The following is a 26,361-nucleotide window of genomic DNA, read 5'->3' as shown; positions in this document are numbered from 1 at the left end:
CATGGCAGGCCGGTAAGCTGACCAATATATCAATTGGTTTATAAAATCAAACACCAATCTATTTTTATTAGCCACTAAAATAGGCAGCTTTACCCCTGCTCACTAACCGAATTTGATCGATGCTGTTTCAGGGATAGCTTTAGCAGAATCCAGGCATGGTAAATACTCCCCAAGAAGTACATCATTATGCCGAGTGCAACAAGAATGCCTGCTGGGATAAAGGCGTCGCTTTGTATGATCAAGCTAGAGAAATACTGGTACTCAAAAATATCGCCCTCATTAGATAGTTGAAAAATAAATAAGAAAAAATAGCTATACCAAATATTTGAATTTATTTTTCTAAAATGTTTTTTTTGTAGTTCAGATATGAAAGGTTTGCCGGTTTGTAGGTGTCGTATGCGATAAATAATGCAGGCTGAGCAAGAGGTGAATAGAAACGCAAGAAAACTTATCGCAAAGAGAGTGTTGGTGTTCTTCATATCCAAGTTGGATAGGTACTGGAGGTCAAGAATGTCGCCTTCGGTGTACACTTGATAGATAAATAAAGTTAAATATAGATAGCCGATATTCAAGAAAATCTTTTCAAGATGTTCTCTCGCTGGCTTTGAAATGGATAAATTTCTCATTGTTTTACAAATTTCTACTGCGCTGAATTATTAGTTGAAATAATTGTTTTCCCTAAATGCCATAATAACAATGGCCTTACTCGTTGCTTATTCGTCGCCAGTGGCTTGCCAATCCGAGTGGCGCAGGTCACCGGTTTGGTAGAAGTGGCGGATACTTTTGATATAGGCGAGGAAGTCTTTATTCTCTACCGCGAGGCGGCTGGCAATATCCCAGTCGATGGCGGCGCGTTCGCGGGCGGGGATCAGGATTTGGCTTTCCGCTGGGTTTTCGGCATCCAGCAGCATTAAGCCGATACCGTGGGCGGCGCTGAGCAAGCGCAGTTCTTTTAGGGTGTCGCTGCCCTCAATCTCGGCGGCGACCAGATAGCCCAGGTTGGCCCAGGAGGAGTTGGACAGGGCCTGGAAGAAGCACTCGCGGCTATTGGAACGGTTCAGCCGGCATTTGACTTCGAAGGACCAGAGGCGGGTGCGCTGGTCGGCGTATTGGCTGGCACAGGCGCGGATTTCTGTGCTCCAGCTGGCTGTGAGATTCTCCAGGGCGACAATATCCGGGTAGAGCCAGCGGTTGCCGTTCGGGCCCTTGTTATTGGAGCTGCGCTTTTCGTCGATACGCTTGCTGAGCAGGCTTAACTCCGCATAGAGGTATTCACCGAGCAGTGGGTAGAGCTGGGCCTCGCTGGGCTTTTTACTCGGGGGAGGAGTTTTAGTGGCGCTTGCCGGTGCGGATTCCGCGCGGGCGATTTCCTCGGTGGCGCTGGCCTCGCTGTAATAGAATTTGCGCGGCCGGGTTTCCAGGGTTTTTATCTGTGGGTGGATTTTTTGCAGGCGCGGGCGCGAGGCTGCAATCTCGGCGACGATCTGCTGCAGCAGCTCGCTTTGATTATTGAGGAAACTGCTGCGGGCCAGTTTGTCCGCGCAGGCTTCGGGGTGGAATTGCAGGATTTTTTCCGCGATCTGGCGGGCGCTCAGTGGTTGCTCGCGGTGTTCGCGCAGTATCTCAAACACGCTTTCGCGCAGTTTTAAGGCCATAATACTTCCTTGTGGCGTGCCCGGCAGGGGGCTGCCGGGGATATTTTTATTTCTTGCCGATTAGGCGGCTGTGGTTTTGCGGCGCTTGCGCGGGGCCGGTTTGGCGGCGGCGCGCTCGGCCTGGATTCGCGCCAGCAGGGCGGCGGCGCTGTTGTCGCCGCTAATCAAGTCCGGGTTGTCGCGGCGCCACTGCTCGGTCAGCTCGCCCCTAAACGCCTTGGCCAGGATCGACTGGCTAAGTTGCTCCACCTTGGCCAGGGCACTATTGACCTGCTGTTCGATTTTATCGGCGTAGGCGAAGAGATGCTCTACTTGCTGAACAATTTCTTTTTGCTCTTCTGTACTAGGGAGTAAGATTGGCATCTCCTTCATCGAACGAACATTGAAATGTTGTTGAGCCACGCCAACTTGGTTTGCGGCAACATTTCTCTGTGCGACCTCTGAGTTCATGAAGATACAACCAAACCCAGAAATAAGTCTGTTTCCAGGCCGGGCAATAACTAGGTCTGAGCAATTAGCAACTCCTAGATTCTTAGGTATTACACATGTTGTTCCTGGAGCGCCAGAACGGACAATAGCAAGATCACCCTTTTCAAGCCTGGATTTAATAATTTTCTGGTGAAATTCTTCCGAAATGTACAGTAGATTTTTTTCTGAAAACCGGAAAGGCCTAATATTTTGTGACCTTAGAAATGGAATTCCGGATTCCGTGTATTTATCAGACATTTTTCCAACATAGCCAACAGTTATTTCATCGCAAACTTCAAAAAAAATTGTATCTTGCCAGGACTCTATTTCTATTTTTTTTGTATCTCGCCATTCTTTAGTTAACTCCCCACTAACCGCCGCCGCCAATACCGCTTGGCGAAAGCGTTTTAGGATCTGCGGGATGCGTTGCAGGCGGGCTTTGCTGCTCTCCACCTGCGCCAGTAAGCGGTCGAGTTTTTCGGCGATTACTTTTTGTTCAGCTAATGGGGGGAAAGTTAATTCAGTAGCTTCAAATTTCCCTTTAGTGACATGTCGCAGACCCACCCCGCCATGAGCACCGTCAATTAGGATGTCAAGGGTTTGATTTATCGCATATCGTAAAAATATTTTATTTATAAATTTTTTATTATATGAAACTTTAAATATATGCTGGTTCAGTGCGGCAGTTGCAGCTTTCCATTCGTGCGCGCCAAAAGACGTGCCTGGAGTTCCTGACCATGCAAAAAGTAGATCGCCCGGGTTTATCTTATGTTTGTCTGCTAGTTCACCGTCAAAATAATTAAATTTTGCGTTTGAGTTATTTAAATTTTGAATTCGAATAATAGGTAAGCCTTGCTCTGACCATTCACTAGACTTGAAAGCTCTACCATTAAATAAATTGCACAGGTCACCAACCTTTACCAATTGCCAGCTTGAGGGCCGATTGTGCTTCATACGGCCTCCGTACGTGTAAGGTTGAGAATATGGGAGAGGTGCATCTCGCTTTTACTAATCTCTTCTTCACTTCCCAACTCCCGCATTAACCCATCCAATTCCCCCAAGGCCTGCACCAGCTCCCCCATGGCCTCAGCAGCCAACTCCGCCGGCTGCGGCAGCTCACTGGCATCGATACTGTCGGCATCCTTAAGCCAGCTGATATCCAGGGAATCGCCTTTTTGCTCGGCGATCCAGTCGCGGGAGAAGCGGCGCCAGCGGCTGTTTTCTATGGTCTGTTCGGCACCCTTATCACTCCCATTACTTTCAGCACAAAAGGACCAGTCGCCCTCGCTGCGCCTGCTGGTGCCATCGGGCTTGTTGCCGTAGCATTTTTCAAACGGCTTTAAGTGTTCCTCTCTAAACGGGCTGCGCTTGCCGAAGCTGGGGATATTGGTGCGCAGGTCGTAGACCCAGGTGTGTTGGGTGCAGTTTTCCTCCTGGTAGGGGTCTTTGGCGGAGCCCTTGTTAAAAAACAGCACATTGGTTTTCACCCCGGCGGCATAAAAGATGCCGGTGGGCAGGCGCAAAATGGTGTGCAGGTTGCACTTGTGCATCAGGTCGCGGCGGATTTCGGTGCCCACGCCCGCTTCAAACAGCACGTTATCCGGCAGTACCACGGCGGCGCAGCCACCGGGTTTGAGGGTGCGGTAGATATGCTGCACAAAGGCCAGCTGTTTGTTGCTGGTTTTATAGGTGAGGTCGTCGCGGCTGATACTGGCCTCGCCGCCCTTGGCGGTGCCAAACGGTGGGTTGGCCAGCACGATATCCACCGGCTCCAGGCTGGCGCCGGCCTGGCCGAGGGCATTGCCCAGATGCACCACGCCTTCGGCATCGCCCTCCATACCGTGCAGCAGGCAGTTCATCAGGGCCAGGCGGCGGGTACTGGGGACCAGCTCGATGCCGATAAACGCTTTGTTTTTCTGGAAGTGCTGGGCCTCGCCATTCAGGTCGAACAGCTCGTCGGTGTGGTCCTTGATATAGCGGTCGGCGGCAATCAGGAAGCCGCCGGTGCCGGCGGCGGGGTCCTGGATCACTTCGCCGGCCTCGGGTTTGACACAGCGCACCATGGCGTCGATCAGGACGCGGGGGGTGAAGTACTGGCCGGCGCCGGATTTGGTCTCGGTGGCGTTCTTCTGCAACAGGCCCTCGTAGAGGTCGCCGAGGCCGTCTTTCTGTGCGCTGAACCAGTCGATCTGGTCGAGGGATTTGATCATCTGCTCCAGGTGGCGGGGCTCGCGCAGGCGGGTCTGGGCGTCGGCGTAAATGGCGCTGATCAGCGGGTCCTCGTGGGCGATATCGCCGTTGGCGTGGCGGCCGGTGGACAGGGCGAGCAGTATGCGCTTGTAGTCGTTCAACAGATTGATACCGGACTGGCGGTTGAGATCGGTCCAGCGGCAGCCCTGCGGCAGCGGGTGTTGCTTGAGAGCGCCGCTCTCGGTGTTCTCGTGCACCATCTTGATAAACAGCAGCAGCACCAGTTCGGTGACATAGTCGGAGTAGTTGATGCCGTCGTCACGCAGTACGTCGCAGAGGTTCCAGAGTTTCTGCACGATATGGTTGTTGGTCATGGGTTTTAAACTTCCTGTTGGCGGGGGAGCGGGGCTCCCTGGCAAATATTGAGTAGTTGGGGAAAGGCGTAAATGGTGGGCGTGCGGCCCTGGCCCTGGCGCAATATGCTCAGGGGCCCCTGTGTTTGGCTGAGTTGGCGCAGCAGCCCCTGTAGGGTCTGTTTGTTAATCTGGTTGCGCCGGGCAAAATCGGCGGCATTAAAAATGGGCTGGTCGAAGATGCCGTCTAATAACTGTGGGCTGTGCTGGGTGTGGGTAATCTCGCGAATCTGGTTTTTGGTGGTCTCGTACAGGGCCATAATGCGCCGCACCTGCAATAGGTTGGTATGGGCCTGTTGGGTAATGGCCTCCAGGAAAAACTGAATCCAGCCGCTCCAGTCGTTGTGGCGGGAGATATTGGCGAGCCGCTGGTAATACTCTTCGCGGTGGGATTCCAGGTAGGCGGAGAGGTAAAACATGGGGCTCGATAGCCGCTGGCGGGCGTAGAGAAACAGGGGAATTAGCAGGCGGCCAATGCGTCCATTGCCATCTTTAAACGGATGCAGCAGTTCAAATTGGGCGTGCACTATGGCGGCCTGTGCCAGTACATCGAAGTCCTGATGCTGCAGGTATTCCTGCCAGTGTTGCAGGTGGTCCGCTAACTGTAACGGGTTGGGGGGCACAAAGGTGGCCTGCTCCAGGGTACAGCCGGCATGGCCAATCCAGTTTTGATCCCTGCGGAAGTGCCCGGGGGATTTGTCCTGCCCGCGCACATTGTCGAGCAGGATTTCGTGCAGCTGGCGCAGCAGACTCAAGCTGATCGGGCGCCCAGCCTGTAGGTGTTGCTGGGATAACAGCAGGGCTTTGCGGTAGTTGCGGACTTCATGAATATCGGCACTTTTACGCCCTTCAAAGTGCTGCCCGGCCTCTTGCTCCAATACTTCTTCCACCGTCGCCTGGGTGCCCTCAATCTTTGAGGACAATACGGCCTCCTGCTGGGTCAGGGGCGATAGCATCACGGCGGGATTGATAATGCCCTGTAGCAGGCCGCTGTATTCGGCGAGCTTGGCGTTTGCCTCACCTACCGGGGTAATCAGGCGTGCGTAATCCAGTTGCTTCAGGGGCAGGGCGTCGGGGGTGTAGGGATTCATGGGTATATGGCTGCTTGGCGTGTATTTTTCCACTGTGTTCAGGCACTACAGGCCCCGTGGCACTATACCAATGGCCCTATTCGTTGTGTATCAAATGCTGGCAAATTTGATATGAGAGGGGGCTTGTGTGGGGTGTCTCATATACAAACCCTCTTGCGTATCAAAAATCTGGAAATTTAATACATAATTGGGGTGGCTTATGCTGGCACCGGCTTGAGGGTTGCCCAGACGGCCATATTCAGCTCCTCTAATACCGTGTCGAGCTGGTCGTCCAGCACCTTGTCCAGCTGGCGGGCGCCGCCCTGGAAGGCGGGCAGTTTGTCAATGGTGTCGCGGTCGATAATCACCTCGTGGGTCAGCTGTTTGGCCAGGCGCTCCAGCCAGCGGCGCTGGGCAGTTTTCCAGGGGTGGCGGGCGTAGATTTTCTCCATGGCCGCCGCCACGCGCTGGGCAAAGGGCACCAGGGCCTCCCCCAGGGCGGCGCGGCGGATATGTCCGATAATACTGGCGGCGATATCCCGGTTGGTCTGGTTGCGCACGGCGGCCTGTAATTTGGCCTCGGTGTAGCCGTGGCTATCTAGCAGCAGCTTGATCTCCTTGAGCTGGGCACGGGTGAGGTCGCGGGGGCGCTTGGCGACCACGGTGATGGCGGCGGACTCGTTAATCTGCTCGCCAATAAAACGGGTGAAGCTGTCGAGGTAGTCCTCGGGCTTGCTGTGCTCGCCGTAGCCCTGGCTGCGTTCGAGGACTTCATCTGCGTGTGTGGAGATCACCGGATGGCGCTCGCTGCCGAGCAGGGCTTTCACTTCGGCCAGCTGATGCAGCAGGCCGCCGTGCTGGTTGAGAAATTCGGCGGCTTTGTGTGGGCCGAGGCCGTGCAGGTGGCTGTGCAGGGATTTGGCGGGGACACCCCAGCTCTGTTCCAATTCATTGAGCTTTTCCCGCAGGGCCGGGCGCTTCTCTGCGCTGTTCTCCGCTTTGCGCAATACCCGCATGAGTTTTTGGCTGAGCTGGCTCAGGACCACATCGGCCTGGCTGTCCATGCCCGGTTCGCCGGGGCTCTGTAGGGCGCGCTGCAGTTGCTCTGGGTCGGTGAGTTCGCCGGCCAACTGCTCCAGGGTGATATTGGGGTCTTTGACCAGGGGTTTCATGGTGTTGACGTTTTGCAGCGCTGCGTAAATATCTACGGGGTCGTAGATGCGAAAGAACGGTTTTGCCGATTTCATCGCAGCGGCGGGTGGCGCGGCCGATCATCTGTTCGTAGAGAATGCGCGAGCGCACCCGGCGCATAAAGACCAGGTTGCAGATTTTGGGTACGTCGATGCCGGTGCTGAGCAGGTCGACGGTGATGGCGATATTGGGGTAGCGCTCGTTTTTATACTGGCGAATTAACTGTTTGACGCTGGGACTTTGCCCGGTAATTTTGGCCACGGCGGCCTGGTTGTAGTCGTCGCCGCAATAGTCGCCAAAAGCTTGGTCCAGCAAGCTTTTGACTCTGTCGGCGTGGCTGTCAGTGGTACAGAAAATCAGGGTTTTCTCCCCGCCGAGCGGGTCCAGCTCCTGCGCCAGTTGCTCGCAGATCACCCGGTCAAAGTTTTCGTTAATCACGCGGCGGTTAAAGGCGTCCACGTCGAAGTGCAGTTCGTCTTCCAGTTCGGCGCTGTCTATTTCACCGGTTTGGGTGTCCACCGTTTCCACGGTGCTGCCGGGCGCAAAGGTGATGCCGTTTTTACTGAGCAGGGTTTGGTAGCGAATGGGGGGCTCGTGGTCGATCAGCCAGTCATCGGCAACAGCCTCGCGGTAGGAGTAGGTGTATACCGGCTTGCCGAAAATTTCGCTGGTGTGTTTGGCGGGAGTGGCGGTGAGGCCTACTTTCACCGCGTCAAAATAGTCCAGCACGCGGCGGTAGCTGGATAGATATTGGCTGGCATCGCGGGTGGCCAGTTCGCCTTCAGTCATCTCCTGGTCGAGGGTGTAGCCTCGGTGGGCTTCGTCCACGATCAGGCAGTCGTAGTGATCTACGGTGGGGGGCGTTTCACTGGCGAACAGGCGGTTCACCATGGCCTGCACGGTGGCGACCTGGATGCGGGTTTCCGCCTCGACGGCCATATCACCCAGCTCGGCCAGGTTATAAATTTTGGAGATGGGGTGGTTCTGCTCCAGCGGCGCTTCCTTAAAGGCATCCTGGGCCTGCTCGCCCAGAGCGGTGCGGTCCACTAAAAACAGGATGCGGTTAAAGCGTTCGGCTTTGAGCAGGCGGTACATCAGGCCGATCACGGTGCGGGTTTTGCCGGTGCCGGTGGCCATGGCCAACAGGGCGCGGCGTTGGCCGGAAGTTATCGCAGCTTCTGCGGCGAGAATGGCTTTTTCCTGGTAATCGCGCAGTTTGAGGTAGCCAAAAGGTTCCCGCTTGAGTTGATCTTCGGCGTCCTGTTTGCTGCGCTGGAGTCGATCGAGCAGGCCCTGGGGGCTGTGGAAATTGGGCAGGGCGTGGGCGCGATTTCTGGGGCTGCGTACATCCCGAAACCAGATACCGGACAATTCCTGTATCTGTGGCAGGTAGGGGCGCCCATTGCCGGAGTAGACAAACGGTACTAAATAGTGGCCGCTGTGGTTGTCTGGCCAAGCAATGGTGCGCCCGGCAAACTCCCAGGCACTGGTGAGCGGCGCTTGTATAACGATATTGCGGCTGTAACCTTCGGCCTGGGGAATCTTGCCGGCAACATTTTTATTTTTCCGCTTTGCTTCCACTACCGCGATGGGCATCAGGCCGACAAACAGCACATAGTCTGCACGCCCTTTGTTAGTCGGCCATTCGGCGATGGCCCTATTGATACCTTTCTCTGGGCGTGCGCCTTTGGCGTATCTGAGTTCCTCTGTATCTACCTCCCAGCCGGCATCGGTGAGTTGTCGGTCGATCAGGATGCGGGTGAGATCTTCGTCGAGATCGAGGTCGAGCTTTACCGCCCTGGTTTTGCGCACGGCTTCTTTGCGCTGGCCGACCCTCTCTTTGGCCTCGCTTGCAGTCAGCTGTTTTTGCAACGCCTGGATTTTGTCTTCGTAGCCGCGCTTGGTCTCTTGCAGGGCCTGTTCGTGAGCGGCGACCTGAGCGGCATTGGCGCGCGCCTCTTCATCCATGGCCAGGGCCAGGGACTCGTAGTCGGACTTCTCCTGGGCGATCAAGTCGTTGAGCTTTTGGCTGGAGTCGAGCTGTACGTTGGCCTCTGTCAGCTCGCTGCGCAGCTGTGCGATTTTTTCGTGCAGTTGGTGGAGATCTTTACTGGGGTCCTCGGGGGCCTGGAAACGGCCCGCTTTAAATTGAGCACCGTTGCGGCCAAAGGCGCGGTGAAACCAAACGGCCAGACAGCGGGCTACACGCAGGCCATCCATGGCCTCTTTGTGCCGGGTTTTGAACTGGTGCGTGGCGCGGTTGCCCTCGACGCGCAGGGTGCGAAACAGCTGCCGCACCGCCGGCTCAAAGTTGAGCTCGCGCCCCAGCCGTTCCACCAGTTCCAGCTGTGTGGTTTGCTCAGTAAATGCCACTCCACTGATGCTGGCGATATGCTGGGCGAGCGCTTCCCCCAGCTGGCGCAGCTTGATCAGGGTGGTATTGGGATCGCTGCTGAAGGCGCGCTCGGCGGCGCAGGCTAATTGAACAAAAAGGGGGTCGTGCTCGGCAAGAAAACCGAAGTTGTCGGATTGACAGGGCTCTATCGCTGACACATTCCCTCCAATGGCTGTTCAGCTGGTGTAAGGAAGGCTAAGGCTCGCTACCACTTGGCTTAGCGCTTATTTTTTTACCTTTATACGACGGTGATGCTACCTGAAATTGGCGGATTGTTTAACTATTAGGCGGGAAAGGGGGTTAAGGGGCGCTGTTGGGGTTTATCGATGGGATCAATCGGGCGGGAAAAATAGGGGCTCCATCGGAGCCCCTATTAAATGATTTAATCCTGGAACAGTGACAACCACTGCTCCGAATCCAAGGCAGCACTTTTCCCATCTTTACTGTAAATCGCATCTGCCAGCGCCTGCTTGTGCGCTTGCATATCGATGATTTTTTCTTCGACGGTATTCTCACAGATAAATTTATACACAAAGACCGGTTTGTCTTGGCCGATACGATATGCGCGGTCGGTTGCCTGGTTTTCTACTGCCGGATTCCACCAGGGATCGTAATGAATAACCGTATCGGCAGCGGTAAGGTTTAGGCCTACCCCTCCTGCTTTTAAGCTGATCAGGAATACGGGAACATCACCATTTTGGAAAGCGTCAATTGCTTCCTGGCGTTTGCGCGTGCGCCCGGTGAGTTTTACATAGGGTATGGCTTGACCTTCTAGGGCAGTTTCAATTTTGCCGAGCATCTCGGTAAATTGGGAGAATAAAAGTATCTTGCGGCCTTCCTCCACCATTTCCGGGAGGATGTCCATCAGTGCTTCCAGTTTGGCCGATTGTTTAACCTTTTTTGCCTTTTCCAGTTTGACCAGCCCGGGATCGCAGCAAATTTGTCGCAGCTTTAATAGGGCATCCAGGATCTCAATATGAGAGCGATTTAGACCTTTCTTCTTCATCAGGTCCCTAACCCGCTTCTCCATCACCGAGCGTACGGTTTCGTAAAGCGCGGCTTGGGCGGTATCGAAAGTCACCCGTTGGATAATTTCTGTTTTCGGCGGCAGTTCAGTGGCCACTTCTTGTTTGGTGCGGCGTAAAATAAATGGGGAGATTCTCTGGTTCAGAGTCTGTTGCTTGTGCTCATTAGCCTGCTTCTCAATGGGGGTGCGATAAAGCCCATTAAACCTTTTCTGGCTGTGCAGAAAACCAGGCATCAGGTAGTCAAACAGTGCCCACAACTCGCCCAGGTGGTTTTCCAGTGGCGTACCTGTCATGCACATTTTGTGCTTTGCACTTAGAGTACGGAGTAATTGTGCCGCTTTTGATTTGGGATTTTTAATCACCTGGGCTTCATCGAGAATCAATAGATGAAAATCATACTCTTTTAATATTTCACTATCCCGCACAATCAACGGGTAGGTGGTTATGACCAGATCAGACTTGGGAATGAGTGAGAAATCCTCATGCCGGTCACTGCCGTGAAGTAGTAGCGCTTTTAATGTTGGAGTAAAGCGCAAGGCTTCGTTGAGCCAGTTACCCACCAAGCTGGTGGGTACAACCACCAGGGCGGGGGCAGTTAAGCGGCGGCTCTCTTTTTCTTTGAGAATATGAGCCAATCCCTGCAAGGTTTTACCCAGGCCCATGTCGTCGGCCAAAATACCATTCATATCGAGCTTGCGCAGGTGTTGCAGCCATTCAAAACCCGCTTGCTGGTAGGGGCGTAATTGTGCTTTCAGTGCCCTGGGGGGTTTTACACTTTGCGGGCCCTTTTGTAGATTCTTGGCCAGGGCTTTTAGATCTTTATTGCCCTGCCAGGCTGAATCGGCATGCGGCAGCTCCGGCATAGCAAACCTGGGTACCTTGAGGCTTTGGGACTCGCTGTCATACCACTCTTCTAAAACGGCATATAAATTGCGGAATAGTGCACTGGGCAGACGAATATACTGGTCTGAGCCGAGGGGAACTAATATGTCTTCTTCATCAGCGGCCGCATAACCCGATTCCAAATACTGTAATATTAGCGGCGCCAGGTGAATGGGTTGACCTTCAATATCTACGGTAGCACTCAGGGAAAACCAGTCATTGTCAGACTCTTCTGTTTGCCATTCCCAATCTTCAACCTCGTGTACTTTTAATGAAAAATCATCCTCGAACTCGATTATCCAGCCCGCTTCCTCAAGTCTTGGGATACCCTCGTTGAGGAAATCGTGCCAGCGCTCAATAGGCGTTTGACCGGTTTCGCCATCATCGAAGAACAGAGAGATCTCACCGGCTTCATTAGCTCCCAAGCTCCACTGCCATTGCATAAGATCCTTCAGTACAGCGATTTCGTGATGAAAATTTCGCTCCAATTTATAAAGCTTATCTTGTTGAGAGTAGATATTAGTTTCTGGGCGATTTTCGGCAAGTATTTCTTTTGCACGGATTACTACCGGGCCATACTTAATGTGAAAATTGGCCGTGTGAATACTTTCAATCTCTCCCGGAATGGGGATCGATTTAAGGGTTAAGACCGGCCTTAGTGAATCGCCTACCTGTATAATAGGCAGTGATTTTGGTGTGGGTAAATGTTCACTGCCATAGTGACTATTAAGAAAGGTAATAGCACTGCCCATTTCTTTTTTGGAAATGGCTGGCATTGTTGCAAAGTCATTTAAAGCTCCACCACCCACCGGGCTTATGATAGGACCAATGATGTCTTCTTGTGGTGAAAAATAGCAAGGTGGCTCGGTGGGGATTAGTTTCCAGTCATCGGGAAGGTCAGGCACATCTAATTGCAGCTGTGCACCGTTATTACTTTCTTCCCAGTTGAGCTCCAGCTTGACTGCGTCCCCCCCATGAATCGGAGTTAGAGAATCGATATCGCTGAAGAAACGTCCACTGTCTAGCAGGCTTCTCAACAGAAGCGCACCTTCCTCTCCAGATATGGTTTTCTTGAAAAAGGACTGTGACAGCAGTTGTTGAAGGCCAAAAATTCTCTGGTCGATTTTTGATATGGCAAGGCTGCTGTTGATATGGAAGTATTCTCGCTGGGGCTTACCATAGCCGCCTTTTTTGAGTGGACGGGCAGAATAGACATTAATCCTGGCATGTGCAGGGGAATACCGATCATCCCAATCCAAGGTATATAGCAGGTCTCGTTGTGCTGGTGAATCAAGCACGAGTTCACGCTGTTTCCCTGTAACATTGTTTTGCCAATGCTCCCAGGTTGTACTATTTGAGACCCGTCTGGGTGTCTTCTGGACTTCATTAACCGCTGCCATCAGTACAGCGGCGACATGTTTGCAGTTGTACCCCACTGGACAGGAGCACTCGCCATCAATTTCGAATCCCCCCAAAATAGGGTCTTCGACTATTTCTATAAGTTGTTTGTAGTGGCTGGCATAGGAACCCCTTACCCTCCCGGTGATGGTTTTGCCATCGTGGGAAACATTAAATTCCTGAACTTTGCCGTTTCGAAAGTAATCTTTTCCCCTAACCAGGCTATTACTAGGGAGTTGCTGGGAAATGCTTCTAAAATCTATCGGGATGTTCATTTATTTTGGAATTGCCTAATACTAGCCGGTTAGCGATTACAGTTCTAAGAGAGTCTTTTGTGTTAATGGTACTTGCTTTTAAACGTAGGGGTAAGTAATCGGGAGCTTGTCGGTACCAAACTCCCGGTATAGCGTCTAATTAACCGGCGGCCTATTCGGGTAACGTGTGTCGGGGTAAGAACTTCTGATACTGAAACGCCGCGCCCAACATACACAGTCCCACTAACATACAAACGACTATCTTTTGTATTAGTGAGAAGTCCTGCATATCCCAGAGCACAATCTTCAGTGCAGCTATGCCATAGATAATTAGTGATAACTTGAGTAACTTCTGGGTTTCAGGCTTTAATGTCTGGAACAGCAGTAGGGTCGCATGCACAACGAGAGCGAAAGAAACTGCCGGTAGCCACATGGCATCAAATAGCTGTGCTAATAGAGCTACGTAAACAATAATCGCGGTAACATGCACCAGCCACATATTTGCTATTCGATGACCAGACCAAACGGCTCTTGTAGGCAGGGTTTTGTGGTAAACCAGCAGGACAGCGATGCCAAGAGAGACTAGGTTATAGGCTCCAATCCACTCTGCATTGTGCGATTTTACAATGACAGCTCCGACTTGAATCAGTGTGATTAATTCAAAAATACCCAGTGTCAGCATGTAGAAGGGCGTTAGCTGGTTGCGTACAGGTGCCAGCTTGGGTTGGCCGAAAAAGAGGCTCCCAAAATAGAGCTGAGTGAGTAGTAATGACAGTACATAGTCACGAGTCAAAGTGTAACTGACAGCTATCAGTACTGCTGCAAAATAGTAGAAGGCCAGCGGGAATACAGGCTTCAGTGCCCAGTGGATAGCTTGCTGCCACTCCCTACCTGCGGGAGATCGCTTTAAGCCCTGGCCAAGCCATATGAGCCCTATGAAGCTGGCGACTCCCAGCAATAGCCCCTCCATCGCCTTGCCCTGCCAGCCGACAAACTCTTGTAGGAGACAACCGCCGATAGTGATAAGGCTTGCAGCAGAAATCAAAATGCGAAATTCTTGTTTTAGATGTTCCATCCGCAGCCATATGTAGAGGTATAGGGCAATACCACACGAGAACCACATAGCAACAGTGAAGTAGTCACTGGCCTTATACAGTATGGTAGGTAAGGCAATAATGGGCAGTAAAGCGTAAAAGAGTTTACGCAGTGCCAATGCCAGCTTCTGCCCTGGTGATTGTATATTCAGCTGGTGATAGAGCTCGGCAATCAACCAAAGCGCCAGGAAAGCTTCAACACTGGCGATTTTGCCGTAGGGAATTTGATCATAGAAATGGAGGTTGCCCACAACTGATGCACTGGCCAGTAGTGGAATAAACAACAGAAGGTAATGCCAGAGGCCGAGCCACTCGCTAAATGCTGAATTCATACGTTGGCTGCGCCAGATCAGGAAAGTCATTGGCAGTGGTGCAAGCAACCACATTCCCTGTGGCCAGATAATACCTACCGATAACAGGAAGCTAGCCGATAGAAGCAGCCCAAAAGCATTATCGGCAACAAGGGTGAAACCTTGCTCTGCGGGAGTGGTTTTTCCTGCACTATGGCGCAATAGCTGAGTGAGGGCAAAGGCAGCGGCACTTAGGGTCAGCCAATTTGTCCAGCCTGCGCTGACGTCAAGGGATAGCAGAAGTGGTGCTGGCACCAGACTTTCAGCTACCCATACCAGGGCTTGCAAAAACAAGGTTATACCGGCTAAGGCAAGGGCGATATAGCCCTCACAGCGCACGCTGATAAAACCGAAATGTAGACCGAGGTAAATCAGTAGGAGTCCTTCAATACACCAGACGATACCCAACAATTCGGGGCTGCAAAGAGCCAAAATAGCCAAGCCTGCTAGCAAGCCCCCATGGAGTAATGCCATTGCGAGGATACTGCGGGCTGAGTCACTATCAGTACCGTAGCCGAATAACGGTCGAGAGCAGATAGCGAGCGCCGCCCAGGGCAAAAGGTTGAACAACCAAATTACCCCCAGGGCGTTGCTAGAAGGGGTCAAAGACCAGCTTATATGGATAAATAGCACCAGGTTGGCTACCAGCATACCGATGCGTTTCCCATCCAACTCCCTGCCACTAAGTCCACTTAAAATGTAGTGAGCAAAACCATAGAAGAAACCATGAACTATCAGCAATAGGCTCCAGGTAGAGGTAGACTCCCCCAGATTCGCGACCGAGAACTCGAACATGCCAGCACTCAGTGCCATAGTGACCAGTGCGAGCTGAGGCCAGTGAATCAGCTTGGATAAATGGAGCATGGCGAGAGCGAGAACCAACAAGTAGCTTAGATATACAACAGCAGTTGGATCAACATGATTAGCCACCTGTGGCATGGTGGCGCCGCCCAATAAGGTCACCATGGAGACAACCCGGGTCTCAAACAGCAGGGCAAGTAAATAGGAGATCGATGTCGTTGCTACTAATAGTCCGACCCCGACTGGAATCGGGACTAACTGATAGTATGGCCCGGCAAAATAACCACACAAATAAAGGAGTATGACCCCGAGTGCGATTAGCCCGGAACCATAGTCAGCCATATTGGGCATACGCCGTCTAAACGTTACACCGCCCACAGTGGTTGCCGCCGCGACTAGGAAGCCAAGAGTCACTTTACCGGCGGGGCCCAGGTAGGCATTGAAAGAAAACTGCAATAGGTAAGCAAAGCCAAACACCAATGCCAATATACCGGCAGCCGTCATAAAGAAGACCGGAGCCTTCCCCTGGTTTTGATAGTGCCGGTAGAAGCTCATCAAGGAACCCCAAACCCGGTTCAGTGGTTCCAGGGTAGGTTCTAATAGGCTCGGTAGTTCCTCAGATATCCATTTAGCCAATTTACTTGGTTTGCCCACGCTTTGGGGGCGTGGCGTGGAGATAGTATTCTTCGGATGGACTGGAACTGTAGGAGGGGAAGTTGTTTGGTCTGGTTCTGGGGACTTAGAGTGGGCGGGCCCCATCAACTGAGCCAGTTCATCCTCTGGATTATCCTCTATCGGGAGCTTGGCTGCTAACTGATCCGCTGTATCTTGCTGAAGCTGTGCTTCTAGAGCGGATAACCGCTGTTCGAATATCTCAAGACGACGGCGATTGTCCCGCTCCAGTAGGGCCAATTCTGCGCGAAGTGATTGAAGTTCACTTTCCATAACTTGCTCTAAGTACTTTTCTCCGAGGCTACATTGACCTGAGCAGCGGAACAAGTAGTTATATTGCTGTATTCATTTGTTCAATTAATTTTGATAAATGTATCACTATTTGTTATGTAAGTATTCGCAAGCTGTTCGTTGACAACTATTAAAATAGTAAGAAAATTCAGTACAGTGAAGATTGTTATTTTTGTTCTGTCCGTGTTTACCGTGGTTGGGTCAAGAGAGATCGTTTGTCGTCACTAAGCTTAAGTAGCCAGATTGATCTCGATAAGATAGTCCTTTCACCATATGGAGCTTACCAAAACTACTTTTTCTATATTTTTGCTTTTTTGCACTTGATATTTCAATGTAAAAAAATCAGTTGACCCTCTGGAGTTCAAAATATATAAGTCCCGTCGGATTAAAGACTAAATGATTAAAGGTTTCACGAAGAAAAATGGAGGCAAGATTTCAGTATTTCCCTGGTCGGATGCTAATAATTATTGCTTATCATCATTCCCGTATTGTCAGTTGTTAACCTCTGGTACAACTTTGTAAGTTTGTATCAGATAAAACAGTAAACAATCCCTAATTGTAAAAATTGTCAGTTATTATCATGAATTTTCAAAGAGCCATTCCCGCAGAAAGATCGCATTCACTTGGGATGGCAGCAGTACTTGATACTTTGCCATTAGCAATAGCCGTAATTCCATGGGGGATTCTTTGTGGTTCTTTAGGAATTAAAATGGGCTTGAGCCCACTAGAATCACAGCTAATGTCCTTGCTGGTATTTGCCGGGGCAGCGCAGTTATCGGCTCTTTCCATTATTGGTGTGGGCGGTGGTCTTTCTTCTATCCTAGGTAGTACGGCAGTTGTAAGTTCTCGCCATCTACTCTACTCTGCGACTTTTAGAGGTGAAGCTTTAAAGCTGCCTCTATACAAGCGAATTGCATTTGCATTTCTTCTTACGGATGAAATGTTTGCAGTTGCCGAGAATAAAAAGAGAACACTTGGATATTTCTCATTTGAGTATGCACTAATATCCGGATTTACTTTCTACTTAATATGGAATCTATCTACCTTTGCAGGAATTATAGCCGGAAAGGGTATCCCCAACCTGGAGGCACTTGGGTTGGAATTTGCAATTGCCGCAACTTTTATTGCTATGGTCGTTCCAAATATTAAATCTCGAGCTACTCTCATAGCTGTTTTGGTTTCGGCAGTGAGTTCAGTAATATTTCATATTTATGCAGTATCCAATGGGTTGCTATTTTCAGGATTGATGGGTATGTGTATAGGCTATCTACTGGAAAACAAGGCTGAGGAGGAAGAGGTATGAGTATATATACCATCCTAGCAATGTCTGCTATTACTTTTTACATGCGTTATGCTTTCTTTATAAAGAATCTTCCAATAAAGTTAAACAATAATACTCAACGTTTTTTAAGGTTTACTGCACCTTGTATATTGGCCTCAATGGCGGCTCCAATTGTTTTTGGAGAGGTTGAACTTTCCAATTCCGATCTAACTAACCCCTTCCTTGTGGCAGGTCTATTCACTATTTTAGTTAGTTGCGTGATTAGAAATACTCTTGCCGTTGTCTTTCTTAGTATATTTGCGTTTTCAGCAATGAAGTTCTTCTTTGGCTAATTAAGTATATTTCTATTCAGGTAGGATTGAAGTTTTTGTTTCGGATAGTTTTAGCTGTTTAGAATGAAAGGGTATGAGAAGCAAGTTATTCTGGGCCTCCTTAACTATGCTGAAGTTAGGTCAATTCAATTGCTATTGGTAAGGTAGCTAGGGAGCCCCTGAATAGCTCCGTAATGCCTCTGCGGGTCTTGAAGGGTGCTGATGTTAGGCGCAGCTCGCCGCGAATGGCCGTAGCCCTTTGCAAGAGCTGCAACGCAGCAGATGCGGCCTTCAAGGCCCGCCCTTCGGGGCTTGCAGAGCGATTCACACTCCGCGTTGCGACTTCTTGAAAGGTCTAGACATTCCTGCAAAGCCGCGCCTTGATTGTGAACCGCTCTGCATGCCAGAGGTATCACGGAGCTATTCAGAGGCTCCCTAGGTATCAGCTTTAATTGAGTTGGCCTCTTGCTAATGGCTTAAGTATTATCAGGAGTTAACTGAATAGTTTCACGATAGCGTGCAAGCTCATCTAAAAGCCACTGTTGGGATTCTTCTTTGGGTTGGTCTGCACACTGTATATGATAAGGTTTGCCGCTAAAAGTGCTTGCGCTGGCACTTAGTTTAATAAAATCCTCAGCGCTATCAATTTTATTGGAGAAATACTTGTATTTTTTCTCCATATGCTCCACGGCTTCCTGGCTGGTATGCTTGCTATCATTACGGATAAATGTGCACTCTGAAGCCGAAACAAACTCCATCAGATGATTTATCTCCTTGGTAGCTGTGTCAGCCTGAACCAGGGCTGGGAGCATACTCAGAGAGAGAATAGTGAGTGAATTTGAGAAGCTTTTAATCATTTTCCCATTCCTTGGCTATGGAAATCAGGATAGTCCACTAAGCGGACTTGAAAGAGTTGGAATAGAGCCCCGGAGGGGCTCTACCAGAAACATATATCAAGGCCTATAGTTTGGAGCTTTAGATGTTCTTGGTAACCACTACTTTCGCGGTGCACTGAACACTTTTACTGCCTTCCTCTCCAATAACTTCAGAGGACTCGGTCAAGATTTGAGAGACTGAAAGTTCAGAGGCAGAGATAACCTCCATCATTTCCTTTTTGCAGTTGGTGATATTGATAGCATTGGATATGGCTGGGTCATAGCTAATTTTGTGAGAAAAGTCTCTCTCTTCTTCACCATTGCGGCTTCTCTTGATACTTTGGAACGCATCTTTGCCCGCATCTACTGTGTCCCCGATAACGTTGCCAGGTTGTACTTCGAGTTTCATACAGGAGGTAGTAGCAATGGCCAGTGCAATAATGCTCAAGATTTTTTTCATTTTTTAGCTCTATAAAATATAAAAGCTTAACTTTGAATAGGCCAAAATGACTCAAAAAGCCAGGGGCTTGATGGTGGCCTATATATTAATTGGATTTATTCCAAGTTAAATTATACAAAATTTTGAGATGATTATTATCTAAATAAACCGTCATTGAAAATTTGGTCTATTTTTTGTTCATAGTGAACAAAAAGTCATCGAAAAACCTTGTGACGTTTGTGCGAAGGTACCTGTTGGGCGCTATCTGGTTCAAGCCATTTAAAGTAGTGCAAGGTTGTAGCGATTGGGTAGTTTTCTGGAGCATCCTGCATCCTCAGGATGTGTGTATCTATATACGAGAGATACTATATAGAGTGGAAATCTTTGTATTTTTTACATCGCCAAATAAGAGCAGAGATTGGAATACCTTTATAGAGGGTCGCAAAGAGTTCTAATTATCTAATTAGGGTAAGCACCAATTGATTTGAATCACTTATTTATAAATTCAATTTCTTTTCCCAGTGATGCTAGAAATATATTCAAGCAATAAGGCTCAGCGGCATATTGAAGAAGTGCCCGCAGTTAATTTGCATTTAATGTCACCCCTCCCTATTGTAGAAAAATCAACCATGAATGTTCAGTCACTGACCAACTTGGTACGTTTCGGCTCGAAATAAGGAAGAAAAAAGGATTTTCCAGCAATTTTATTTGATAAAGTCCCTGCGCAACAAAAATTCTTACAAAAGATATTCTATTAAAAGTTTTTGGGGAGATTTATCTGTGGGTAGCTTTAATAAAGCTTTATATCTTAGTTCTGTCTTTGTGCTTTCCGCTTGCGGAGGAGGAGGTGGTGGTGGCGGTGATTCATCTGGATCACAATCTCAATCAAATAATCAATCACCTCCAGCCGCAACGGCTCCGACAGCTGTTATTTCTGGACCTGCAAGAGTTGTTGATGGCGAACTGGTTACACTAAGTGCCGCAGAAAGTACGTCAAATAATGATTCCAATTTAACTTATCAGTGGCGTAGATTGACATCGGGGGGAGGAAGCCTCGAAGGAGATGATACTGATACGGTAACCTTTTATCCGTCATATAATCTTGACCCAACAGCAGGGGCACATCCTATTACACTGGAGCTAACGGTCGATAACGGGGAGACGACAGATACCTCACAATTTACCATTATTTCTGCTGCTAGCTTAAAAGAAAATCCGTTCAAGAACTATGCGACGGAAGGAGTTTGGGTAGCGGAAGATTTTTATCTTTCAGATGAGCGTATTTACTTTGTTGACAATAGCAGCTCGTTTATAAATCGCCCACTACCTGAGTTGGGGCAGCCAACTCCTAAGGAAGTTCATCAACAGATAGATGTTTATTCATGGCATGAAAAAAATATTGTCCAATATGAAAACTGGGCAATAGTGGTCTCTACGAAAAACTTGGAGTTTATTCAAACTTCTACTGAAGGACAAATATTACAAACAGTCACGGTTCCAACCAGTGCTGCAGATAACGGAGCTGAAAAAGCTTTTGGTGCTGTCTATGGTGACTATCTGGCTGTAGCTTTTAATAATAGTACAAACGGACTTAAAATCTATGATATTTCCGATCTACCCAATGTGAATTTGGTTGGCGTGGAGGCAAATATAGATTACCCGAAAAAAATATTAGTTTCGGAGGGTAGGGCTGTTGTAGCTACTGGCAGTAAATTATATACCTTTGATATATTAACCGATCCAGGCATGAGTACCCCGACTGCCTCTTCTTCAATTTCATGTTATGACATTGAACTTCATAAAGATCAGCTTTTCTGTGTTGAAAAAGATCACCTTGCAAAATATGAACTTGATGATGATGGTAGCCTAACTGCAAGTCAGTCATTTGTTTTTGAAAATATAGATACTGAAGCCCCGTACAATTTTACTATATCCAAAGGTGAAACCTTTCTCTATCTCAATACACAGGGGCTGACCACTACCTTTCCACTAGGTGAAGATATAAACATTCTTCATCCTGAAGTTAAATACCTCCAAACAGGAGCTGATTACGTTACAGACAATGGGGAAATCGTTGCTATAAAGCATTTTGATGGAAGTGTGGCAACGAGTGAAGTAAAAAAAATGGGTTCAGCACAATTGAATACCCTTTCAGAGGGTAAATCTCTAGAGTACTTGGCATTTCCTAGTGAAAGCCTGCTTGCCGCATCAGATGCTGAAGGCAGTATTAACTTCTACGATATATCAGAAAGGCTGAATCCAGAATTTGATTTTTCTATTTCCCGATCTTCGGCGGACTCTTATATAGGCAATATTGAATCATATAAGAATGATATAGTTAGTATTCCATTTAGCGGTGGTCTTTCTGATATAGATGTTTCCGGCGGTGAAAATATTGTTGAGTTATTCCAAGCCAATCCTACTTCAAAGAGGATTCTGGACTCCGCCTATAAGAGTACAAAGCTGCAAAAAGGACACTTTACGGTTGAACAGTATCCAGCTGTAAATGATGAAGAAGATTACTCCTTGATACGTTTTTTAGTTGATGGATCTCAATGGAGTGAATTTGAAGCGCCAGGATTAGTATATGAAATTACAGCCCATGGTGACTCACTCTATATGGCGTCAAGTCTAGGCGTTCAGATCGCAGACATCTCTTTACCTACAGCGGTAATACTAAGCGAAACCAGATTCTGTCATAGGACTATTTACTCTCTAGATGTTGAGGACTCAACCCTGGTAGCTTTCTCAGGATTTACCCTTTGCGCCACTACATTGGATGAAAATGGTTTGCCAATTGTAGATACGACATCGGCAGTCGATATCAGCAGTGGGTTTAGAGGGTATCAGCCTAAAGTCGTTCTCAATGATGGACTGGCCTTTCTTAATGGAAATGGTGTGACAATTTATGATGTTGGAGTTACCCGAGCACCTGAAATAGTAGGGCATTTCAGTACTTCTGGCCCTTCAAATGATGTGGAAGTCATTGATAACCTAATCTACTCTGCTGATGGTATGGGAGGGCTAACGGTTATTGAAAATACATTAGAGAATAATCCCGCCATAACTCAAGTTAGTGATAACGATGGTTCCATTACTTATGATTTAAGTTGGACAACTCCAAGTCAAGGACAACGGGTTCTAGATATTCCTCTTTGTATTGTGGACATGGGAACTTGTGAGATTAGTGAAGTAAACCGTGAAAATAAAACTGCAAAATTAATATGGAATAATAGTGACTTTGAAGGTGAAGCTGCTCTGAGGGTTATGGTCGGTAATGATATTTGGTTTAACTCTCAGGTAATCGTCACTCACTTTGACTAACTGATTATCCTTCTTGATTAATTGTTTATATAGTTTCCGATAAACGTTGGTAGGCTATTTTGACTGGAGTGGTTTTTAGAACTGCTCCGGTCTCTTTCTTCGACGTCTGGTTGCTAACTTTAAAGTCAGAGCTATTTGGCCATGTTCTCGCATGAGAATTAAAGTTAATAAATATTAATTGGTGCTATGTGTAGTGGTCTAATCCTTCCGGACACTTCGTTAAGATGGTAAAACTACCTAGCGAGGTGAAGTATGACAACAAAAGGTACACGCCGGAAATTCAAGCCGGAGTTCAAGAAAGACGCCGTAGCTCTTGTCTCAGAACAAGGGTATTCGATTTCCAAGGCCGCAGAGGCTGTAGGAACCACTGCTAACAATCTGCGACGCTGGATAAAGGAGCTGGAGCAGGAAGAGAGCGGAGTAAGGTTGGATTCGGGCGAACGAGCTGAACTGGATCAACTGCGACGTGAAGTAAAGCAATTGCGGATGGAGAAGGAAATCCTAAAAAAGGCCAGCGCCTTCTTTGCGAAAGAAATGAAATAAAGTACGAATTTATTAAAAAGCAGCAAGGTAGCTTTCCAGTTAGAGTGCTCTGCCGAGTAATGCAAGTAAATAAGAGCAGCTATTACGAATGGTGTCGTCGTAGTGATAGCCCAATAGATGGCCAGATTTGGCAGCTATGCCATCGATTGAAGGCCTTATTTGCAGAATCTCGTGAGAGTCTCGGAAGCCGTCGGTTAATGAAGCTGTTGCGCAAAGAAGGCTTTGAAATTGGGCGTTATCGAGTCCGCAAACTCATGAAAAAGCTCGGCTTGGTAGTAAAACAGAAGAAGCGATTTACACTAACCACAAATAGCAAGCACCAACTGCCAGTTGCTGAGAATCTTCTAAATAGGGATTTCTCACCGAGTGCTAAAAATCAAGTTTGGACTACGGATATTACCTATATCTGGACTTTGCAGGGTTGGTTATACCTAGCAGTGGTAATTGATCTTTATTCACGCCGGATTGTTGGCTGGCACTTAGACCGCCAGATGGAGACGGCCCTGGCAAGTCGTGCACTGGTTATGGCTATCAATTTGCGCACCCCAACAAAAGGTCTGCTGCATCACTCTGATCGAGGTAGCCAGTATGCCAGCCATAGCTACCAAGCGCTACTAAAGCAGCATGGAATGGTGTGCTCAATGAGCCGCAAGGGAAATTGTTGGGACAATGCACCTACTGAGCGTTTTTTTAGTAGCCTGAAGCGGGAATGGTTAACAGGAAACCTCTATCCGACAAGGGAGGGTGCGATAACAGACGTGAGGGCCTATATTGCGTATTACAATTCACGCAGGATACATACAACACTGGGGGACGTAACCCCTATCGAATTTGAAAAATGTGCTTAGGAAAGTGTCCGGTTGGAGTTGACCACAACAATGAAGGCAAGGTATCAATGAAGGTCACAATAAATAATATTGCAGTAGTTATATTAAAGGAGAACGGTTAACCATATACTAATTTAAATGATGAGTTATAGTGTTATTTTCCCTACAAAGCCTCAAGTTGCTTGTAAACTCAAGGCCTATCAAAAAGTGCAGAGACCCTTAAGAACGTTTTATTTTCTTAAGAATAACTCTGCCACTTCCTTTTTGGCGGCAACAACATAGGTAATCATAAGGTTTTCCTGACTAATATCGGTCAGATAATCGATATCCCTATGCACTTCCCTCAAGATAGAAAAGTCACCAGTGCTGAGATCGTATGACCACAGCTGATCATCTCGATTGATTGAGTAAATCACATTCTCTTTGATCACAAATCTTTTTTCACTGCCCTGATTAATAAGCTCTTCAATAAGCTGGTCTTCCGCAGGACCGGGCTGCCAGAAGCGGTTCATATGATCCATATAGATCAGCCGGCCATCCTCGCTTCTTTGGGCCCAGTTAACTTGGGTATCGTTGATAATACTTACTTCGAGATTATCAAGGTTTACTTCTGCAAACTTTGTAACACCTTTCACCGTTAGAGTTAACAGTGCGAGGTTACTCACACTATCCCACTGAAATAGTCGGTCAACTGGATGCGCTAATGGGAAGGCTTCTCTGCTACCGTCCAGGGAGATTTTAGTCAGTATCTGATTAGCACTCGCCAGTATGCTTTGGCCGTCAGCAGACCAACTAATACCGTAGATATTGGTATCCATCGGAAACTGGCTGACTTGCTGTAAATCACTGCCATCAGTTATCCACACCTGGTCCTCACCAGAGCGCCTGGATGTAAATGCAATCAAGTTGCCACTGGGTTGGAAAATGCCATCATCTTCCCCCAAAATCGACCGTGTTGTGCTTGGGTAGAGTTCGCTCACATTTTCTTCTGAGGGCGTATCGATCAACTCAGGCTGGCTAAGAGGTATAGTGGCAATATCACTATCATAACGCCCCTTAATTAGGAGTGCCCTCTGCCCATTTGGGTGGAATTCCGGCGAGCTGGCAGACTGATCCAGGGGTAAATCAAGCTTACTGACCTTTCCATCATAAGTGAGAGAGAAGAGTCGCCGCCCTGTGCTAAAGATTAACTCATCTGTAAGCGGTGAAAAGTTAGGGGATATGCTCCTGCGCTGAGGTATTTCATCCGGGTAGTCTACCGTATGGCTGGATAAAAGCGCCCCCTTGGAATCCAGCATATCGATATAAAGCTGGCCATCTTGATGATGGCTGGTTACGGCTATTAATCCATCACTTATTGAGTAATCAAAATAGGCCAGGTTCCCATTCTCCAGGTCATAAAGAACCCGACTGGCATTATCCTTGACTGAATAGTTGATCAACCGCCAACGGTCGGTCTCTTTGTGCAAAATAGCGAGATCATTATTATTTAGCCATACCGGGTTCTTAATCGCGGAATTTCTACAGCGCATTAAAACATTTGGCTGCTGAGGGCTCACTAATGCTTTTTGGAAATCCAGGCTTACCAGGTTGTAACAGGTATTCTGGGTTAGCGGTATGGTGCAGTCTTCTTCTGAAATAAATACCAGCTTTTTGCCATCTGGTGATAGTGTATGGCGGCCATAAGTACCCCATTCTGGAGTTAACTCTGTTTCCTTCTGTGTATGAATATTTCTGGCCCAGATTTTATTAACGCAGAGCTTATCTAAGTAACGATTAAATATAATATATTCACCGTCAGGCGAATAAGAGGGGCTAAACTCTTTACGGTCAGTTGCAGTTACCGCCTGTAATCGATCAAATACAAGCTGAGAGCTTTGCTCGGGCGGAGAGTGTTTAAATATAACAAATACTAATAATACCAACCCGACAAGTGCAAAGATTGGAAATCGATTTGGTTTGATCGTCTGGGTTTGGTGGTTTGGATTAACCGGTGTTATATCTATTTCATCCTCAGGGGGAGTAGGGGAGGGAGCTTCCTCTTCCGGTGCTGTCTTACCCTGTGGAATAGAATCACCATCTTGCCAAACAATATCGCATTCCAGGCTATAACCCTGTTTCGCATGGGTCCTAATATAAGACTGCTGCTTCCGATCTTCCCCAAAGGCTTTTCTAAGTTGCGCAATACTTCTTTGCAGCGTATTGGGTGTGACTATTGTATCCGGCCAGACCTCAGACAGTAGCTCATCCTGGCTCACGACTTTTCGCTGATGTCTTGCTAAGTGGGTTAAGACAGCAAGGGCTTTAGGGGGGACAGTTTGCGAGTGCTCATGTCGGGTGATCTGGTTTCTGGATAAATCAACAAAGAAGTCACCTACCCAATATTGTGAAGTCATTGATGTATCTACCTGAACAAAATATGAGCTAAATTTTGGCAATGGATACTAGCATAAACCCTGATTACAGCTAAAGCAGACTTTGTAAGTTATTGATAAGTAAGCACTTTATGGTAACAGAACAAAGTCATTCAAAAGTCAGGGGCACTTCAGGTGTTTCATAGGCTCCTTGTTTAGATTGAACGCTTCTTCGATCACATGTAACGGTATAA

At 48.3% G+C, this 26,361-nt stretch carries 15 protein-coding genes; 4 read left to right on the top strand and 11 right to left on the bottom strand.

The features are described 5' to 3' along the window. Positions 1-713: 713 nt before the first annotated feature. The 8 genes from ACJJIE_RS13420 to ACJJIE_RS13385 form a co-directional block, all read right to left on the bottom strand. Positions 714-1,655, bottom strand: coding sequence for a COG2958 family protein (locus ACJJIE_RS13420; protein WP_444892016.1), 942 nt, complete (start codon positions 1,653-1,655; stop codon positions 714-716). A 60-nt stretch (positions 1,656-1,715) separates the two neighbouring features. Next, positions 1,716-3,077 carry a restriction endonuclease subunit S gene (locus tag ACJJIE_RS13415; RefSeq protein WP_444892015.1) on the bottom strand — a complete coding sequence of 454 codons (1,362 nt, stop codon included), beginning with the start codon at positions 3,075-3,077 and terminating at the stop codon, positions 1,716-1,718. Beyond that, positions 3,074-4,687, bottom strand: coding sequence for a class I SAM-dependent DNA methyltransferase (locus ACJJIE_RS13410; protein WP_444892014.1), 1,614 nt, complete (start codon positions 4,685-4,687; stop codon positions 3,074-3,076). The genes ACJJIE_RS13415 and ACJJIE_RS13410 overlap by 4 nt, the downstream gene beginning before the upstream one ends. A gap of 5 nt (positions 4,688-4,692) precedes the next feature. Further along, on the bottom strand, positions 4,693-5,817 hold the full coding sequence (locus ACJJIE_RS13405) for a Fic family protein (RefSeq protein WP_444892013.1): 1,125 nt from the start codon (positions 5,815-5,817) through the stop codon (positions 4,693-4,695). 197 nt (positions 5,818-6,014) lie between these two features. Beyond that, positions 6,015-6,860: a type I restriction-modification enzyme R subunit C-terminal domain-containing protein gene (locus ACJJIE_RS13400; RefSeq protein WP_444892012.1), complete on the bottom strand. Its 846-nt coding sequence runs from the start codon at positions 6,858-6,860 to the stop codon at positions 6,015-6,017. Then, a complete protein-coding gene (gene hsdR, locus ACJJIE_RS13395) occupies positions 6,745-9,540 on the bottom strand; it encodes a type I restriction-modification system endonuclease (RefSeq protein WP_444892011.1) in 2,796 nt (931 codons plus the stop codon). Before hsdR ends, ACJJIE_RS13400 begins: the two co-directional genes overlap by 116 nt. A 224-nt stretch (positions 9,541-9,764) precedes the next feature. Next, positions 9,765-12,965 carry a DEAD/DEAH box helicase gene (locus tag ACJJIE_RS13390; RefSeq protein ID WP_444892010.1) on the bottom strand — a complete coding sequence of 1,067 codons (3,201 nt, stop codon included), beginning with the start codon at positions 12,963-12,965 and terminating at the stop codon, positions 9,765-9,767. 151 nt (positions 12,966-13,116) lie between these two features. Beyond that, complete coding sequence (locus tag ACJJIE_RS13385) at positions 13,117-16,134, bottom strand: DUF2339 domain-containing protein (protein ID WP_444892009.1); 3,018 nt, start codon at positions 16,132-16,134, stop codon at positions 13,117-13,119. A 598-nt stretch (positions 16,135-16,732) separates the two neighbouring features. Here ACJJIE_RS13385 and ACJJIE_RS13380 point away from each other — a divergent pair. Both ACJJIE_RS13380 and ACJJIE_RS13375 read left to right on the top strand, forming a co-directional pair. Continuing rightward, complete coding sequence (locus ACJJIE_RS13380; RefSeq protein WP_444892008.1) at positions 16,733-17,455, top strand: AzlC family ABC transporter permease; 723 nt, start codon at positions 16,733-16,735, stop codon at positions 17,453-17,455. After that, entirely contained in the window at positions 17,452-17,766 is a 315-nt protein-coding gene (locus ACJJIE_RS13375; protein ID WP_282931290.1) for a branched-chain amino acid transport AzlD family protein, read from the top strand. Before ACJJIE_RS13380 ends, ACJJIE_RS13375 begins: the two co-directional genes overlap by 4 nt. Before the next feature lie 455 nt (positions 17,767-18,221). Here the strand turns inward: ACJJIE_RS13375 and ACJJIE_RS13370 are convergent, their stop codons facing one another. Both ACJJIE_RS13370 and ACJJIE_RS13365 read right to left on the bottom strand, forming a co-directional pair. Then, positions 18,222-18,602 (bottom strand): DUF5329 family protein, encoded by a 381-nt coding sequence (locus ACJJIE_RS13370; RefSeq protein ID WP_444892007.1) that lies wholly within the window; start codon positions 18,600-18,602, stop codon positions 18,222-18,224. A 118-nt stretch (positions 18,603-18,720) separates the two neighbouring features. Then, positions 18,721-19,080 (bottom strand): hypothetical protein, encoded by a 360-nt coding sequence (locus ACJJIE_RS13365; RefSeq protein WP_444892006.1) that lies wholly within the window; start codon positions 19,078-19,080, stop codon positions 18,721-18,723. A gap of 759 nt (positions 19,081-19,839) precedes the next feature. Here ACJJIE_RS13365 and ACJJIE_RS13360 point away from each other — a divergent pair. Next, positions 19,840-22,383 (top strand): LVIVD repeat-containing protein, encoded by a 2,544-nt coding sequence (locus tag ACJJIE_RS13360; protein ID WP_444892005.1) that lies wholly within the window; start codon positions 19,840-19,842, stop codon positions 22,381-22,383. A 252-nt stretch (positions 22,384-22,635) separates the two neighbouring features. Beyond that, a protein-coding gene (locus ACJJIE_RS13355) for an IS3 family transposase (protein WP_282932108.1) occupies positions 22,636-23,774 on the top strand; the annotation gives its coding sequence in 2 pieces (ribosomal slippage) (positions 22,636-22,885 and positions 22,885-23,774; 1,140 coding nt in all). Positions 23,775-23,983: 209 nt separating this feature from the next. Here the strand turns inward: ACJJIE_RS13355 and ACJJIE_RS13350 are convergent. Further along, positions 23,984-26,149 (bottom strand): winged helix-turn-helix domain-containing protein, encoded by a 2,166-nt coding sequence (locus ACJJIE_RS13350; RefSeq protein ID WP_444892004.1) that lies wholly within the window; start codon positions 26,147-26,149, stop codon positions 23,984-23,986. Positions 26,150-26,361: the final 212 nt, after the last annotated feature.

The organism is Microbulbifer maximicatervae (SeqCode) (genome assembly GCF_052467325.1).
The sequence above is the reverse complement of the archived record's forward strand: the minus strand, read 5'-3'. Positions and strand labels throughout refer to the sequence as shown.

Excerpts from the sequence above, each read along its gene's own strand:
- ACJJIE_RS13405 (WP_444892013.1), bottom strand. The coding sequence starts at position 5,817 with ATGAATCCCTACACCCCCGACGCCCTGCCCCTGAAGCAACTGGATTAC.
- ACJJIE_RS13350 (WP_444892004.1), bottom strand. The coding sequence starts at position 26,149 with ATGACTTCACAATATTGGGTAGGTGACTTCTTTGTTGATTTATCCAGA.
- ACJJIE_RS13370 (WP_444892007.1), bottom strand. The coding sequence starts at position 18,602 with ATGATTAAAAGCTTCTCAAATTCACTCACTATTCTCTCTCTGAGTATG.
- ACJJIE_RS13375 (WP_282931290.1), top strand. The coding sequence starts at position 17,452 with ATGAGTATATATACCATCCTAGCAATGTCTGCTATTACTTTTTACATG.
- ACJJIE_RS13400 (WP_444892012.1), bottom strand. The coding sequence starts at position 6,860 with ATGGACAGCCAGGCCGATGTGGTCCTGAGCCAGCTCAGCCAAAAACTC.
- ACJJIE_RS13410 (WP_444892014.1), bottom strand. The coding sequence starts at position 4,687 with ATGACCAACAACCATATCGTGCAGAAACTCTGGAACCTCTGCGACGTA.
- ACJJIE_RS13380 (WP_444892008.1), top strand. The coding sequence starts at position 16,733 with ATGAATTTTCAAAGAGCCATTCCCGCAGAAAGATCGCATTCACTTGGG.
- ACJJIE_RS13415 (WP_444892015.1), bottom strand. The coding sequence starts at position 3,077 with ATGAAGCACAATCGGCCCTCAAGCTGGCAATTGGTAAAGGTTGGTGAC.
- ACJJIE_RS13390 (WP_444892010.1), bottom strand. The coding sequence starts at position 12,965 with ATGAACATCCCGATAGATTTTAGAAGCATTTCCCAGCAACTCCCTAGT.
- ACJJIE_RS13385 (WP_444892009.1), bottom strand. The coding sequence starts at position 16,134 with ATGGAAAGTGAACTTCAATCACTTCGCGCAGAATTGGCCCTACTGGAG.
- ACJJIE_RS13420 (WP_444892016.1), bottom strand. The coding sequence starts at position 1,655 with ATGGCCTTAAAACTGCGCGAAAGCGTGTTTGAGATACTGCGCGAACAC.
- ACJJIE_RS13365 (WP_444892006.1), bottom strand. The coding sequence starts at position 19,080 with ATGAAAAAAATCTTGAGCATTATTGCACTGGCCATTGCTACTACCTCC.